The sequence below is a fragment of the Mucilaginibacter sp. L3T2-6 genome, from assembly GCF_030519355.1.
GTDB lineage: Bacteria > Bacteroidota > Bacteroidia > Sphingobacteriales > Sphingobacteriaceae > Mucilaginibacter.
On the sequence record NZ_JAUMKC010000024.1, the window covers coordinates 40810 to 55585 of the forward strand.

Annotated in this window: 16 protein-coding genes; 8 read left to right on the forward strand and 8 right to left on the reverse strand. The window is 44.2% G+C overall.

Translation table 11 applies throughout. The annotated features are described in order from the left end of the window. Window positions 1-24: 24 nt before the first annotated feature. Entirely contained in the window at window positions 25-555 is a 531-nt protein-coding gene (locus Q3W13_RS21315) for a hypothetical protein (RefSeq protein WP_302867382.1), read from the reverse strand. A 91-nt stretch (window positions 556-646) separates the two neighbouring features. Here Q3W13_RS21315 and Q3W13_RS21320 point away from each other — a divergent pair, with 91 nt between their 5' ends. Continuing rightward, on the forward strand, window positions 647-1000 hold the full coding sequence (locus Q3W13_RS21320; protein ID WP_302867383.1) for an iron-sulfur cluster assembly accessory protein: 354 nt from the start codon (window positions 647-649) through the stop codon (window positions 998-1000). A 72-nt stretch (window positions 1001-1072) separates the two neighbouring features. Here the strand turns inward: Q3W13_RS21320 and Q3W13_RS21325 are convergent, their stop codons facing one another. Both Q3W13_RS21325 and Q3W13_RS21330 read right to left on the reverse strand, forming a co-directional pair. Next, window positions 1073-1852: a TlpA disulfide reductase family protein gene (locus Q3W13_RS21325; RefSeq protein ID WP_302867385.1), complete on the reverse strand. Its 780-nt coding sequence runs from the start codon at window positions 1850-1852 to the stop codon at window positions 1073-1075. 35 nt (window positions 1853-1887) lie between these two features. Next, window positions 1888-2031, reverse strand: coding sequence for a hypothetical protein (locus Q3W13_RS21330; RefSeq protein WP_302867386.1), 144 nt, complete (start codon window positions 2029-2031; stop codon window positions 1888-1890). A gap of 202 nt (window positions 2032-2233) precedes the next feature. On the opposite strand from Q3W13_RS21330, the gene Q3W13_RS21335 reads away from it, so the two are divergent. Continuing rightward, window positions 2234-3475: an ABC transporter permease gene (locus Q3W13_RS21335; RefSeq protein ID WP_302867389.1), complete on the forward strand. Its 1242-nt coding sequence runs from the start codon at window positions 2234-2236 to the stop codon at window positions 3473-3475. Between the two features lie 103 nt (window positions 3476-3578). On the opposite strand, the gene Q3W13_RS21340 is transcribed toward Q3W13_RS21335, so the two are convergent. From Q3W13_RS21340 to Q3W13_RS21360, 5 genes are all read right to left on the reverse strand, one after another. Continuing rightward, complete coding sequence (locus tag Q3W13_RS21340; RefSeq protein WP_302867392.1) at window positions 3579-4379, reverse strand: tyrosine-protein phosphatase; 801 nt, start codon at window positions 4377-4379, stop codon at window positions 3579-3581. Beyond that, on the reverse strand, window positions 4321-5373 hold the full coding sequence (gene rfbB, locus Q3W13_RS21345; RefSeq protein WP_302867393.1) for a dTDP-glucose 4,6-dehydratase: 1053 nt from the start codon (window positions 5371-5373) through the stop codon (window positions 4321-4323). The genes Q3W13_RS21340 and rfbB overlap by 59 nt, the downstream gene beginning before the upstream one ends. Window positions 5374-5536: 163 nt before the next feature. After that, a complete protein-coding gene (gene galE, locus Q3W13_RS21350) occupies window positions 5537-6559 on the reverse strand; it encodes a UDP-glucose 4-epimerase GalE (protein ID WP_302867395.1) in 1023 nt (340 codons plus the stop codon). Continuing rightward, a complete protein-coding gene (locus Q3W13_RS21355) occupies window positions 6559-7545 on the reverse strand; it encodes a UDP-glucuronic acid decarboxylase family protein (protein ID WP_302867396.1) in 987 nt (328 codons plus the stop codon). The genes galE and Q3W13_RS21355 overlap by 1 nt, the downstream gene beginning before the upstream one ends. Beyond that, window positions 7545-8858, reverse strand: a complete 1314-nt coding sequence (locus Q3W13_RS21360; RefSeq protein ID WP_302867398.1) for a UDP-glucose/GDP-mannose dehydrogenase family protein — start codon at window positions 8856-8858, stop codon at window positions 7545-7547. Before Q3W13_RS21360 ends, Q3W13_RS21355 begins: the two co-directional genes overlap by 1 nt. Before the next feature lie 63 nt (window positions 8859-8921). Between Q3W13_RS21360 and Q3W13_RS21365 the strand changes: the two genes are divergently transcribed. The 6 genes from Q3W13_RS21365 (at window position 8922) to hemH (ending at window position 14767) form a co-directional block, all read left to right on the forward strand. Then, window positions 8922-10166 carry a 3-deoxy-D-manno-octulosonic acid transferase gene (locus tag Q3W13_RS21365; protein WP_302867400.1) on the forward strand — a complete coding sequence of 415 codons (1245 nt, stop codon included), beginning with the start codon at window positions 8922-8924 and terminating at the stop codon, window positions 10164-10166. A 16-nt stretch (window positions 10167-10182) separates the two neighbouring features. Next, window positions 10183-10770 carry a 1-acyl-sn-glycerol-3-phosphate acyltransferase gene (locus Q3W13_RS21370; protein WP_302867402.1) on the forward strand — a complete coding sequence of 196 codons (588 nt, stop codon included), beginning with the start codon at window positions 10183-10185 and terminating at the stop codon, window positions 10768-10770. A 12-nt stretch (window positions 10771-10782) separates the two neighbouring features. Then, window positions 10783-11502, forward strand: coding sequence for a hypothetical protein (locus Q3W13_RS21375; protein ID WP_302867404.1), 720 nt, complete (start codon window positions 10783-10785; stop codon window positions 11500-11502). Window positions 11503-11580: 78 nt separating this feature from the next. Continuing rightward, entirely contained in the window at window positions 11581-12669 is a 1089-nt protein-coding gene (locus Q3W13_RS21380) for a glycosyltransferase family 2 protein (protein WP_302867407.1), read from the forward strand. Between the two features lie 69 nt (window positions 12670-12738). Further along, window positions 12739-13590 carry a 4-hydroxy-3-methylbut-2-enyl diphosphate reductase gene (locus Q3W13_RS21385; RefSeq protein ID WP_302867409.1) on the forward strand — a complete coding sequence of 284 codons (852 nt, stop codon included), beginning with the start codon at window positions 12739-12741 and terminating at the stop codon, window positions 13588-13590. Window positions 13591-13744: 154 nt separating this feature from the next. Beyond that, entirely contained in the window at window positions 13745-14767 is a 1023-nt protein-coding gene (hemH, locus tag Q3W13_RS21390; protein ID WP_302867410.1) for a ferrochelatase, read from the forward strand. Window positions 14768-14776 lie beyond the last annotated feature (9 nt).

Here is a 14776-nt window from a genome sequence, read left to right on the forward strand (position 1 = left end):
GATAGCGGCCCCCGATTAACTCATTTAAAATATTTCTTCCAAGTCCCTTCTTAGCAACCCTGCGCCCGCTTCGTACGGATTATCCTCCAACTGACTTAAGCTCGCCAGTAAAATTTTACTGAATTCAAGTCCGCTGGCGCCATCCGGCATGCCTTTGGCAGCATTATTAATTATGCCCACGGTATCGTCCTTTATACTTCTGACTACCCCCCAGGCCCTGCTGCTTACATATATCTGCTGGGTTACGTTATGCTGGTATTCGTTGCGTATTTCTTCAAGCAGCAGGCTGTATAACTCGTGTGCCGAATATGCAGGCGCATTTAAACGGATAAGCATATTGGCCGGGTTAACGCGTTCAATAAAAAGTACTAAACGCTCATAGGCCTGCAGGCGCAGCGGCAGGGTTTGATTGCTCAACGTTTTTTTAAATTCCAGTAATTGTATCTTTTCGTCCCTGTCAAGATAAGGCCTTATTAAATAAAAGGCTATCAGGATAAGCCCGATGCCGGCTATGGTAAACTTTAATATGTCCAAAAGGAAGGGCAACAGATTCATGCTGATGAATGTTAAATGCGGGTCATAAATAAATTGGTCCGTGCAAAAATCCGCATTTTACCTTATATTTGTTTAGTTAATTGAAAATAAGATGAGTACTGCTGTTGAAACTTCAACCGGTCCGGTTAGCTTTACGCCGGGTGCGGTAAAGGAATTAAATAAGTTACGGGACCAGCAAGAAATAGGCGATGATTTTGGTCTGCGTGTTGGTGTTGAAGGCGGCGGCTGTTCGGGTATGAACTATGTTTTAGGCTTCGACCAGAAAAAAGACGGCGACCAGGAATATGTTATCGACGGGATAAAAGTTTTTATGCACAAGGCTCACGGTCTTTATTTAGCAGGCATGCAGATCGATTTCCAGGACGGCTTGAATGCCCGCGGTTTTACTTTTAACAACCCTAACGCGGCCAGTACGTGCGGATGCGGCAGTTCGTTCTCGGTATAAGAAATTTAAATATATAATTCAAATGGCGAAAGGTATCAACTGCTTTTCGCCTTCTTATTTTTGTTCTGCAGCTTATTTCGCCAGTTCCTCCGCAATTAGTTTGCTAAAGTCATCTAGCATACCCGGCCCGTACCCCATGCTGTGTTTTTTAATATCTCCATCTTTTCCAACTATAACATTTGTCGGATAGCCCTTAACCTGGTACATAGCTGCGATTTTTCTGCCATCAGCAATATGATGATATTGAAAAGGCGTTGTCTTTAAAAACTCCTCGATTTTGTCTTTCTCATCAGTAGATACCCCAATAAACACTACATCAGGATTATTCGCATAGGCTGTTGCTATTTTGTTAAGTTCAGGCATCTCGGCCCGGCAAGGCGCGCAGCCAATAAACCAAAAGTTTATAATTACGACCTTGCCGGCCAGCTTATCCGGAAGCACCTCGTATCCATCAATTGCTTTGGCTCTAACAAAATTGAATTTAGCCCCTGTTCTGATCACACCGCTTTCATCGGGGTTCATTTTAGAACGCATTGCCTTGATTCGGGCCAGGTCCGCATCACTCAATTTAACGAGCATGTAGTTATCCGAGCTATCGTCGGGCGCGCTATTTTTCCGTAGCATATAGCGGCCCGACAAAACCTTGTCATGCCACTCCTTATAAGCATACCGCCTGCCCATTGAATCTTTTACTAGTGTGGTCGAATCCATTACGTGCGTCCGGCTAAAGCTTTTGGTTGTAATTCCGGCAGCAGTTGTTCGTGTTATCGTTCCGGTTTCGGTTTTTGTAGCCGTTTGGCCCCAGGCTATATGGCCCAGCAATACCATACATAATAGAAGTACACGTTTCATAGAGATAAGTGAGGTTGATTTTTGCACATACATAATTACAGATAAGTATGCGGCAGGCACAGCAAAAGATAGGTAAAAGCAACCACCGAAAGTACCGCGATAGAATAGGGTATCAGGTCGGGGTACTCAAACTCCTTAAATAACCTGCGTTTGGTTGGATGAGTGATGATTGTGTCCATTTTTGTCTTTATTATCAGCGTATTAGCCCGGCCTTAACCAAAGTTAAGCAAAAAATATCCAATACAATATTGTCTTTATGACTGTTTCCCTTTCAGACAGCATAACTTTACGGTAAATTTTCATCAGAAAGTTATACCAATATTGGCGTGTAACAAACCAGTGGGTACCATAGTCTTACTGTCAAGCACTTTTTAACCAGATATGGCCGTAAAAACCACCTACAGAGAAAATATATCTATCGCCCTGCAGTCTATAGGCGGCAACAGGCTGCGTACATCGCTCACTGCGTTGATCATCGCTATTGGTATTATGGCCCTGGTAGGCATTTTAACTGCTATTGAAGGGGTAAAGCAATTTACCAATGATGCTTTTTCCGGGCTTGGCGCCAACTCATTTACATTGCAAAATAGGGGTCAGGGGCTTGGCTTTGGTAATGGCGGTCACCGTAAGGTTTACCCTGCCATCAGGTATGACCAGGCCAGGGCATTTAAAGAAAAATTTGCCCTGCCAGCAGTCATCGCTATTAACCTGCAGCTTTCGGGCACTGCAGTAGCTAAGTATGGCAATCAAAAAACCAACCCCAATATTTCGGTAAATGGTTCTAACGAGAACTACCTGGCAACCAACGGACAGAAGCTGGCTTTCGGCCGTAACTTTTCTGCCTCGGAAATGGAGCACGGCAGCAATGTGGTGATGATCGGCAACGAAATAAAAAAGAAACTGTTCAAAGACGCAGACCCCATAAATAAGATGATTTATGTAGGCAACAACGAATATAAGGTGATAGGCGTTTTTGCGTCAAAAGGCTCCAGCGCCGGCTTTGGGGGAGATAAATTTTGTGTGATACCTGTTACCAAAGCTAACCAGCTTAAAGATTCATTGCATACCTCATTTACCATCACCGTAAAAGTAAGCAATCCGGCGGCCCTTGATGCCAGCATCGGCGAAGCCACCTCGTTATTCAGAAATATCCGCGGCCTGCGCGTTGGTAAAGAGGATAATTTTGAAATTGAAAGGAGCGATTCTATACAACAGGAGTTGTCCGGTCAGTTAGCCTACATGACGATTGGCGGCGCCACCATAGGAATTATTACTCTTGTGGGAGCAGCAATCGGTTTGATGAATATTATGCTGGTGTCCGTTACTGAACGCACACGCGAGATCGGCCTGCGTAAATCACTGGGAGCGACACCGTCCATCATACGCAAACAGTTTTTAATAGAAGCTATCGTAATATGCCTTATCGGCGGTGTTGGCGGTATTATTCTTGGGATGGCAATCGGCAATCTCATTGCCGTAAATATCAGCGGGTCATTCGTAACACCCTGGAAATGGTTGTTCGGAGCTATTGCGCTTTGTACCGGTATCGGCCTTGTTTCGGGTTTCTATCCTGCAAAAAAAGCGGCCCGGCTCGATCCGGTCGAAGCCCTGAGGTATGAGTAAGATGTGCGAATAAGTCAATCAGACGTGCCGGTTTGGGTGGTTAAGAAAACCTTAAATAACAAGGTCATCAAATTTCTCATCCGCACATCTTAACAACCGCGTGTTACTTCAGCAGCGTGTTTTTCAGCGGGTAGTCAAAAAGCAGTTTTTCAAGATAGGGCATCCTCAGCGCCTTCTTGAATGCCTCGGCATGCCTGGGATGGTGCATATCGCTGGATATAAAATTGATCAACTGGTTATCTATTAACTGCTCGGCAATTTTCTTTGCCCCCAGGCCGTAGTAACCGGTTAACGATATAGTATTCATTTGAAAGTCTACCCCCCAGTCGTGAAGGTTCCTGAATTGCTCCAGGTCCATGTAGGGATACCGTTCAGGATGGGCCAGGATCGGTTTATAGCCTTTGTCCTTTAGTTTTTCAACTACAGGAATAGTATTAACGGGCTGATTGATGAATGAGAATTCAAAAAGCACATAATTGTCGCCCATTATCATCAATTCACCGGCATCTATCCTCTTTTCAAAAGTCTCATCGAAATAGTGTTCCGCAGCGGCCTGCACTTCTACATCAATGCTTTCCTTTTCCAGCTCGGCCTTAAGAATAGTAAGGGCGTTAGTTATAGTTTCAGCGTTGTTTCGGTAATAATCAACCATGATGTGTGGGGTGGCAATAAATTTCTTTATACCTACCTCCATCATTTGTTTGATCAGGAATATTGATTCCTGCGGATTTTGTGCACCGTCATCAATGCCCGGCAGGATATGCGAGTGCATGTCGACGCCTATCGAACTATAATCAAAAGTAATTTCCCGCTTCGCCTCTTTCTTTTTAAATAACCCAAACATCTTACCGGTTGTTGTATTGCTCGTTGTAGTATTGCTGATAGTGGCCCGAAGTAACGTCATTCAGCCAATCCTCATTTGCCAGGTACCAGTCAACGGTCTTTTCAAGGCCTTCCTCAAAAGTTATGGATGGCACCCATCCCAATTCGTTTTTTAGCTTCGACGCGTCAATCGCATACCTTAAATCATGGCCTGCCCTGTCGGTAACAAAAGTTATCAGTTTTTCCGACTCACCGGCCTGCCTGCCTAACTTTTTATCCATTATCCGGCAAAGCAGTTTAATCAGGTCAATATTTTTCCACTCATTATGGCCGCCGATGTTATAAGTAGAACCGGCTTTGGCCTTATGGAATATTACGTCGATAGCCCGGGCATGATCTTCAACCCATAGCCAGTCGCGCACGTTCTCGCCTTTACCATAAACAGGCACCGGCTTCATCTGTTTGATGTTATTTATAGCCAGCGGTATCAATTTTTCAGGGAAATGAAACGAACCGTAATTATTTGAGCAGTTCGAAATTACGGTACCCAGTCCATAAGTATCATAATAGGCACGCACAAAGTGATCGGAACTTGCTTTGGAGGCTGAATATGGCGAATGCGGGTCGTAGCCGGTTTCTTCGGTAAACATCCCGTCTTCGCCCAAGGTACCGTAAACCTCGTCGGTGGATACATGATAGAACCGGGTCGCGTCATATTTTCCCTGCCATGCGTGGCGGGCAGCATTCAATAAGTTCACCGTACCTACCACATTGGTGATAACAAAATCAAGCGGGTTGGTAATAGAGCGATCTACATGCGACTCCGCCGCCAGATGTATTACTGCATCGGGTTGCTCGTCAGCGAAAAGTTTTTGGATAAAGTCTTTATCAACAATATCGCCCTTTACAAATTTATAATTTGGCTCATGCTCAATATCGCGCAGGTTTGCCAGGTTGCCTGCATAGGTCAGCTTGTCAAGATTAATAATGGTGTAATCCGGGTAATTTTTTACAAACCGGCGCACCACGTGCGAACCTATAAAACCTGCGCCACCGGTAATGATTATTTTTTTCATTAAAATAATGCTTTCGTTTTACGAGTAATCAATTGTATTCAGAAACCTTTTCAACCAATAGCGGTTTGATTACAATTATACCCGCTTAGTTACAATTATCAAATCGGTTTTTGTTAAAAGAGGTTAAATATTAAATAACTCAAGCCGCCGGTTTACAATCGCACTATGAGGGGTTTTGCGATAAGTATTTTTCCCATTCCCAGGCCGACGCCATCATAACATCAATGCCCAGCTTTGCTGTCCACTTTAATACGTTGGCCGATTTGGTTACATCGCCCCAAACTTTTTCAACGTCTCCTTCGCGGCGGGGCCCAATTTCATAATTTAATTTTACGCCTGTCGTGTTCTCAAACGCCGCGATTATTTCAAGCACCGTATTCCCGTTGCCCGTGCCCAGGTTAAATACGTCATAACCTTTAAAATCGTTATTTGCCATCAATTTTAAAGCAGCCACGTGCGCTTTAGCTAAATCCACCACGTGAATATAATCGCGTATGCAACTGCCGTCTTTGGTGTTGTAATCGTTTCCAAATACGGTTATTTTCTCACGTTTGCCAATAGCTGTTTGCGTAATAAAGGGTACCAGGTTTTGCGGTACGCCATTTGGCAGCTCGCCAATCAAAGCACTTTCATGCGCCCCTACCGGGTTAAAGTAACGGAGGGCAATAACTTTCTTAACGTCGCCCGAAACTACCGCATCCTTTAGTATCTCTTCTGCAATTTGCTTGGTGTTTCCGTATGGCGATTGCGCGGGTTTTACAGGCGCATCTTCAGTTACCGGCAAGATGTCGGGCTGCCCGTATACCGTACAGCTTGATGAAAAAACAAAATCGGCTGGTTTATCCTTATATACTTTCAGTAAGTTAACCAGGGAGGCAATGTTGGTGTGATAGTATTTTAACGGATTCTTTACGGATTCGCCTACAGCTTTAAAAGCAGCAAAATGAATTATTCCTTCAATCCCGGGTTCGGCTGCCACAAATTTTTCCAGCTTTTCCATATCACAAAGGTCAAATTGGTGAAAGGCCGGTTTAAACCCGATGATTTTACTAAGCTGGTCTAATATCTTAATATTGGAGTTAGATAAATCGTCTACGATCACAGGCTCGTATCCTGCTGCAACCAGTTCAACCACGGTATGCGAACCGATGTAGCCCAGGCCGCCTGTTACTAAAATTTTAGCCATTAGTTTTTGTTATAATAGGTAAAGTCTTTATGCTGTATCTCCTTTTTGGGCAGCGATTTAAAGTATTCGTAAGTGATTTTCAGGCCTTCGCTTCGGGAAACTTTCGGCTCCCAGCCCAAAATGCTTTTAGCTTTGGTAATATCAGGCCTGCGTTGCTTTGGGTCGTCCGTTGGCAAAGGAAGGCTGATCAGCTTTTGGTCAGTTCCTGTAAGTTTAATGATTTCTTCGCCAAACTCACGTATCGTTATTTCATCCGGATTGCCTATGTTCATTGGCTGCGCATAGTCGCTGAACAACAGCCGGTAGATGCCTTCAATCAGGTCATCCACATAGCAAAAAGAGCGTGTTTGAGATCCATCCCCAAACATTGTTAATGGTTCGCCGCGCAGGGCCTGGCCAATAAATGCCGGCAATACGCGCCCGTCATTCAAACGCATACGCGGGCCGTAGGTATTAAATATACGTACGATACGGGTTTCCAAACCGTGGAAGGTATGGTATGCCATAGTGATCGCTTCCTGGAAACGTTTGGCTTCGTCATAAACGCCGCGCGGCCCGACAGGGTTAACATTACCCCAATATTCCTCCGGCTGCGGGTTTACATTCGGGTCGCCGTAAACTTCGGATGTCGAAGCTATCAGCATGCGCGCTTTTTTTGAGCGCGCCAGTCCCAGCAGGTTATGCGTCCCCAGCGAACCAACCTTTAATGTTTGTATAGGGATCTTTAAATAATCAATAGGGCTTGCCGGCGAGGCAAAGTGCAGGATATAATGCAGGTCGCCCGGAACATATACAAACTTGGAAACATCATGGTTATAAAACTCAAAGTTTTCCAGTTTAAATAAATGTTCAATATTACGCAGGTCGCCGGTTATCAGGTTATCCATGCCGATAACGTGGTAATCTTCAGCAATAAACCTGTCGCACAGGTGCGAGCCCAGGAAACCCGCCGCGCCGGTTATCAGTATTCTTTTACGGTCTGCCATTATTTAACTGTTTTACGCCCGATGCTGCTGTAGTAGAAACCGTACTCCTTCATCCTGTCCAGGTCGTAAAGGTTACGCCCGTCAAAGATAACAGGAGCTTTTAGTTTTTCCTTCATAAATTCGAAATCAGGTGTCCTGAACACGGGCCATTCGGTTACAATCAGTAAAGCATCGGCGCTTTCAAGTGCATCGTACCTGTTTGCCGCATAGTTTATTTTATCGCCCAGCAGCCTTTTTACGTTTGGCATGCCTTCCGGGTCGTAGGCAATAATTTTAGCGCCTTCCTTTAACAGCTCGTCAATAATGTATAAGGCGGGGGCTTCGCGTATGTCGTCAGTTTCCGGCTTAAACGCCAGGCCCCAAAGCGCAAAAGTTTTACCTCTAAGGCCGTCTTTGCCATAGTACTCACGCATTTTAACAACCAGACGTTTTTTCTGCGTTTCGTTAACCTCCATTACCGAGTTCAGAATCTTAAACTCATATTTATTCTCCTCTGCCGATTTAGCCAGTGCCTGTACGTCCTTAGGGAAACAGCTGCCGCCGTAACCAACGCCAGGGAACAGGAAGCGCTTCCCGATACGCGCATCGGCGCCTACGCCTTTGCGCACCATGTCCACATCGGCGCCCACAAGTTCACACATATTAGCTATCTCGTTCATGAAGGTAATCTTGGTTGCCAGGAACGAGTTAGCGGCATATTTGGTAAGCTCAGACGAGCGTTCATCCATGTATAATATCGGGTTGCCCTGCCGGACATACGGTGCATATAAGTCGCCCATTATCTGGCGTGCTTTTTCGTCCATGGTACCAATTACCACACGGTCGGGTTTCATAAAATCTTCAACCGCCACGCCCTCACGTAAAAACTCGGGGTTTGATACTACGGCAAATGGAGTTTCTGTGTTTTCCATCATTACCGCCTTCACCTTATCAGCCGTGCCCACCGGAACGGTTGATTTGGTAACAATCACCTTATATTCAGTAATTATTTTTGCAATGTCCTTCGCGGCGCCCAGCACATAGCTCAGGTCAGCGGCGCCATCGGCGCCCGGAGGGGTTGGCAGTGCTAAAAATATTACTTTAGCGGGCGCAATAGCTTCGGCAAGATTGGTGGTAAATGTTAATCGTTCCTGTTTGATGTTTCTGTGAAACAGTAAATCCAGACCGGGTTCATAAATCGGCATTTCGCCCGCCCGCATCTTGTTTACTTTTTCTTCAACAATGTCTACGCAAACAACCTCATTACCGGTTTCGGCTAAACAAGTTCCGGTAACAAGGCCTACATAGCCGGTTCCGATAACAGCAATTTTCATATAATAATATGTTTTATGTGATTACATTTATCCCCGCGAAGTTAATAATTCATAATAATTAAAATGCTCTTACTATATAATTCCGGGGTTAGATTATATTTCGTCGCAGTTTATATAGCTTCATTCTTTAACAGGAAGGCCAGGCTATGGATAGCCGGGCGCAAAAATCAGGCTCTTATACGGTTAGAGCAGAGCATTTGGTTTCACTTTGCCTCACTTGGTGAGTTTGAACAGGGAAGGCCGGTGTTAGAATACTTCCGTACCACATTTCCCCGAAAGAAAATCGTGATTACTTTCTTCTCGCCCTCGGGATATGAGATACGGAAAAACACCCTTCTTGCAGACCATGTATACTACCTGCCGCTTGATACAGCAGCCAATGCACGGAAATTTATAGATGCCATTCAGCCGGAACTCGCTGTGTTTACCAAGTACGAATATTGGTACCACTTTTTCAACGAATCTCATCAGCGCAATATCCCCCTTTATATTATTTCGGGAATATTCAGGCCGGGGCAAGTGTTTTTTAAATGGTACGGCGCGCTGCACCGCAGGATGCTGGGTTATGTATCGCATTTTTTTGTGCAGGATGAAACATCAAAGGAACTGTTGTCTGCCATTCATATTGCTAACGTTACCATAAGCGGCGATACCCGCTTCGACCGGGTTTGGGCAAACGCGCAGCATCCGAAAATTATCCCGGTAGTGAAAGAATTTACCGCCGGGCATAAGGTATTCATTGCCGGCAGCACCTGGCCGCCCGACGAAGAACTGATTGCAACTTTGGCAACCCAATATCCTGGTTGGAAATTCGTCATCGCCCCGCACGAGATCGGTGAGGACAAGATTCAAAAGCTGATTTCACTATTACCTCCCGGTTCTTCGGTCCGCTATTCAGAAATTGCAAATACAACGGATGTCTCACATCTCGCATCTCGCGTCTCCCATCTTATCATAGACAATATCGGCATGCTTTCGTCACTTTATCAATACGGTGATATAGCTTATATAGGGGGCGGCTTTGGCGTCGGCATACATAACACGCTGGAGGCCGCGGCTTTCGGTCTCCCGGTAATTTTCGGGCCAGAATATTCAAAGTTTAAAGAGGCAAAAGACTTGATAGCGCTACAGGCAGGTTTTAGCATCAGTAATGAAGCGGAATTGCAAAACGTAACAAATAACCTCATTAATAATCAAACCTTTTATAAGGATGCCGGGCGAAAAATCAGAAGGTATGTAGAGGAACATACCGGCGCAACGGCTATCATTGTCGGGCACATTAAAGATGGTATACCCCAGGAAAAATAAGCTCATTTATTGGTGCATGCATCAATACGTAAAGTTTCTTGTGCGTACTAAATTTCAGCAGCTTATTTTTAATACCATCGATATTCATGAAAATAAATCTATTCTTTTACTGGCAAATCATTTCAGCTTTTGGGATGGCCTGATATTACATTGCGTTAATGATAAGCTGTTTAAAAAGAATTTCTATTTCATGGTTAATGAAGACACCGCCTATAAGCTCCATTACCTGCAATATGGTGGTGCATTTTCCATCAACAAAAGCTCCCGGAAAATGATTGAATCGCTCGATTATGCCGCGAAACTTCTAAATCAACCCGGTAATCTTGTGCTGTTATTCCCACAGGGTAAGCTCTTTTCGAATTTTGTGGAGGATGTACGTTTTGAAAAAGGTGTATTAAGAGTGATGAAAAAGGCGGCGGGTAAATTTCAGTTGGTATTTGCCGCAACCTTTATCCAGTTTTACAAGCACAGGAAACAAAGCATCAACGTATATTTAAAAAGTGAATCGGCGGATTATCATGATAAAAGCATAGCAGAATTAAAAGAAGCATACCAACGGCATTACGATGCCGCTAAAAAATCACAAACGGAAGTAGAACTCTAAAATCACGACAAGATGAGAATATCGCTTCTATTAACACTTTCCTTTATCTGGCTAAATGCAACCGGGCAAAAGCATACATTTAAGTCCGTTAAATCAATAACAACTGATATTAACGAGGACGGTAAAATCGACACAATTATTTTAAGTTCATCTTTACAGGGATATGTAAACTACAACAGAATTTCAGTTAGTATTTCTGGTCTCCCGAAAAAGACATTTCGCGCTAAAGGCGAATGGACAGAGGTAGATGATGAGTTTCTCAAATCGAATAAGAATTCAATTGATTCTAAATGGCTGTTCTTAAAAAAAACAGATAAGCATAGCGCTATCTTACTATTTGGCGTTCAGGACGGTGCTGGCTACAGAAGCGAATTCTCCATACTTAATATTGAGAATGGTGATGTTAAAATGGTTATTGATGATACCGGTAAGTTAAATATTGAAAGCCCGATTGCATTAACCGACCTCAACGATGACCATCGTTTAGATTTTGTTTACAGGATAACGTTTCAGTGCGACCAGGTATTATCGAATGGAAAAGTGTGCGCATACAGTCCGTATTTTGTATATACTGTTGCCGATAACTGCAATCTTAATAAGCCGTTAATGAAAGCTTACAACCAAAAATACTATGTTTTTGATGGATATGAATACAGTGAAGAGATTGCTATCTTTTATCCCGACGATGGCAGCAAGCCACGTATTTGGCGTAAGCCTAAAGCCAAAAGATAATAGCTTTAAAACTTGAAGGGTTACTTTTTAATACGACCTAAAAGTAAGAGCGCAAAGACAATTTATTACCTTTATCAGGTGTTAATCGCAATATCAATTACCCTTTTATTTATCGTTCTGCGTTTTACGGTAACGGTATTTAATTTTGTTTCCAATCCCAAGCTCACCAGGGTAAACCGCCATTATGATGAACGGGTATCTATCCTGGTTCCCGCCAGAAACGAACAAGGTGCTATACTGCCGTTGCTTCAGTCAATCATTAAGCAGGATTATAAAAATTATGAAGTGATTATTTATGATGATCAGTCGACTGACAATACCTACGGGATATGTGAGAAGTTCGCCCGAACCCATTCAGCAGTAAGTATAATTAAAGGCGATGAACTCCCGCAGGGCTGGCTGGGTAAAAATTATGCCTGTCATCAACTCGCCAGGAAAGCTAAAGGCAAATACCTGCTGTTTTTGGATGCTGACACAACTATTTGCAATGGGTTGATCAATAGTGCAATACACCGAATGCACATTAATAAGCTTGGCTTGTTGAGCCTTTTCCCTAACCAGCAAATGCATACATTTGGCGAAAAAGTAACAGTGCCGCTGCTCAATTTTTTGCTACTAAATACCTTCCCCGTGCGCCTGGCGTTTTTAACAAAAAGCCCTTCGGCAGCTACCGCGTGCGGGCAATTTATGTTGTTTGAGTCCGAATCGTACCACGGGCACGAATGGCACCGGGCCGCTAAGGATAAAGTGGTTGAAGATGCCGAAATAATGCAGCTTGTAAAATCGGCATCATATAGCGGCGAAGTATTGCTGGCCAACGGCATGATGTTTTGCAGGATGTACCGGGGTTACCGCGAAGCGTTGAACGGGTTCAGTAAAAACGCTTTAGCCGCCTTTAACTACAGCATCATAGGGCTGTTAATTTATATCCTGTTGTTGTTTGGCGGGCCCATGATTATATTAATGACGTTAAACTTTAACCTGATACTTTTTACGGCCGGTCTGATCATCCTGTCACGTATTATGATATCGCTGGCATCGGGCCAAAACGCTTTGTATAACATCATTCTGCATCCTGTTCAGATGGTAAATATGGTGATCATTGCCTTTCTATCCATTCAAAAACATCTCACCAAGACAAATATCTGGAAAGGGAGGAGGGTTTGATTTTGATGTGAAGGAAAAGACAATGGCTTGATTGAACCATTGAACTTTATTACTTAATTTTGCACAGTAATGGGAGATTACGGTTTACAGGTTACTATCGATCAGGATTCCGGCTTTTGCTTCGGGGTTGTTTATGCTATTGATATGGCAGAAGAAATACTTGGCGAAGACGGGTACCTGTATTGCCTGGGCGATATTGTTCATAATGACGAAGAGGTGGAACGCCTTAAAGCCAAGGGTTTGCGCATTATTGATCACGCCGGCCTCGCCAATCTACGAAACGAGAAAGTATTGATCCGCGCACATGGCGAAGCGCCGGAAACTTACCGCATAGCGCTTGAAAATAACATAACACTTATCGATGCCTCCTGCCCCGTAGTGCTTAAACTACAGAACCGGATAAAAACGTCATACGATTCCAATGAAAAGATAATCATTTTCGGCAAACACGGGCACGCCGAAGTAATAGGACTACAGGGCCAAACCAATAACGAAGCTGTTGTTTTCCAGGACATTGCTGAGCTGGATGATGTGGACCTGCCTGAAAATATCACGCTGTACAGCCAAACTACCAAGAGTATGGAAAAGTTCTACAGTATTAAAGATCAGCTGTTGCAACGCGGTTATAATCTGAAAGCCAACGACACCATTTGCCGGCAGGTGTCTAACCGCGACATGGATTTGCCCAAGTTCGTCAGTAAATTTGACAAAATTGTTTTTGTGTCGGGCCGCAAATCATCAAATGGTAAGGTGCTGTTCGAAGTTTGCCGCAAACACAACCCCAATACTTATTTTATTTCATCGGCGGCCGAGCTGCAAAAGGAATTATTTTCGCCTGGTGATAAAGTGGGCATAGCGGGAGCTACTTCCACGCCTATGTGGCTGATGCAGGAAGTAAAAGCGGAACTGGAGACGTTTTGAGTTAGTAGTGAGCAATTTGCGGTTAACAGTTGTAATTAGTCATTTCTGCATCATATCTTACACACTTTAGGACTATTAATGATTTTTAAACCAGTTCATTTTTAGCTAAGCTCTAATCTCTGACCGCTAATCACTATTTTTACAACCCGAAATTATGGCTAAAAAAGGAATATTACTGGTTAACCTGGGTACACCCGACAGTCCCGAAACCAGCGATGTAAGAAAATATCTCAACGAGTTTTTGATGGACCCGCGGGTTATCGATATTAACCCTATCTCCCGCGCCTTGTTGGTTAAGGGAATCATCTCGCCATTCAGGGCGCCGAAGTCCGGTAAGTTATACAAGTATATCTGGAATGACGAGACAGGCTCGCCGCTTTTGCATTACAGTAAACTGCAGCACCAGGCCCTGCAGCAGCGTCTCGGCGACGAATACCAGGTTGAGCTGGCCATGCGCTATCAAAGTCCGTCAATTGAATCGGCACTTGAAAGACTGAAGGCCGGCCTTGTGGAAAGCATACAGGTTATTGCTTTATTCCCGCAATATGCTTCGGCCAGTACAGGGTCGGTTTACGAAAAGGTAATGGAGATCATAGGTAATTGGCAAACCATCCCTTCGCTGTCTTTCGTTAACTCATTTCACGATAATGAGCTAATGATCGAAACATTCGCCAATAACGGCCGCAAGTATCAGCCTGAAACATTCGACCATATCTTATTCAGTTTTCATGGCCTGCCGCAGCGCCAGCTCATGAAATGTGATCATACCGGCAATTACTGCCTTAAATCATCCGGCTGCTGCGATTCACTTAACGACGTAAATAAATATTGCTACTCAGCCCAATCGTATGATACGGCGCGTTTGATCGCAGAAAAGCTCAATCTTCCAAAAGAGAAATACACCGTTTGCTTCCAGTCGCGCCTTGGCAGCGACCCCTGGGTACAACCGTATACCAGTCAGGTTATTGCCCAATTGGCAAAAGAAGGTAAAAAAAGGCTGCTGGTATTTTGCCCTGCTTTTGTGGCTGATTGCCTTGAGACTGTTTACGAGGTGACCGAGGAATATGGCGCAGAGTTTAAAGCCCTCGGCGGCGAGCATGTGCAACTGGTGGAAAGCCTTAATGACGCCCCCACCTGGATTGATGCGCTGGAAGAAATGGTTGCAGGCAAGAAGTAAACTTGCGGA

Coding starts and splice junctions, on each gene's coding strand:
- rfbB (WP_302867393.1), bottom strand. CDS start 5,373: ATGAAAAAAATAATCATTACCGGTGGCGCAGGTTTTATAGGTTCGCAC.
- Q3W13_RS21370 (WP_302867402.1), top strand. CDS start 10,183: ATGCATCAATACGTAAAGTTTCTTGTGCGTACTAAATTTCAGCAGCTT.
- galE (WP_302867395.1), bottom strand. CDS start 6,559: ATGGCTAAAATTTTAGTAACAGGCGGCCTGGGCTACATCGGTTCGCAT.
- Q3W13_RS21385 (WP_302867409.1), top strand. CDS start 12,739: ATGGGAGATTACGGTTTACAGGTTACTATCGATCAGGATTCCGGCTTT.
- Q3W13_RS21375 (WP_302867404.1), top strand. CDS start 10,783: ATGAGAATATCGCTTCTATTAACACTTTCCTTTATCTGGCTAAATGCA.
- hemH (WP_302867410.1), top strand. CDS start 13,745: ATGGCTAAAAAAGGAATATTACTGGTTAACCTGGGTACACCCGACAGT.
- Q3W13_RS21360 (WP_302867398.1), bottom strand. CDS start 8,858: ATGAAAATTGCTGTTATCGGAACCGGCTATGTAGGCCTTGTTACCGGA.
- Q3W13_RS21325 (WP_302867385.1), bottom strand. CDS start 1,852: ATGAAACGTGTACTTCTATTATGTATGGTATTGCTGGGCCATATAGCC.
- Q3W13_RS21340 (WP_302867392.1), bottom strand. CDS start 4,379: ATGACGTTACTTCGGGCCACTATCAGCAATACTACAACGAGCAATACA.
- Q3W13_RS21320 (WP_302867383.1), top strand. CDS start 647: ATGAGTACTGCTGTTGAAACTTCAACCGGTCCGGTTAGCTTTACGCCG.
- Q3W13_RS21355 (WP_302867396.1), bottom strand. CDS start 7,545: ATGGCAGACCGTAAAAGAATACTGATAACCGGCGCGGCGGGTTTCCTG.
- Q3W13_RS21365 (WP_302867400.1), top strand. CDS start 8,922: ATGCTCTTACTATATAATTCCGGGGTTAGATTATATTTCGTCGCAGTT.
- Q3W13_RS21335 (WP_302867389.1), top strand. CDS start 2,234: ATGGCCGTAAAAACCACCTACAGAGAAAATATATCTATCGCCCTGCAG.
- Q3W13_RS21330 (WP_302867386.1), bottom strand. CDS start 2,031: ATGGACACAATCATCACTCATCCAACCAAACGCAGGTTATTTAAGGAG.
- Q3W13_RS21315 (WP_302867382.1), bottom strand. CDS start 555: ATGAATCTGTTGCCCTTCCTTTTGGACATATTAAAGTTTACCATAGCC.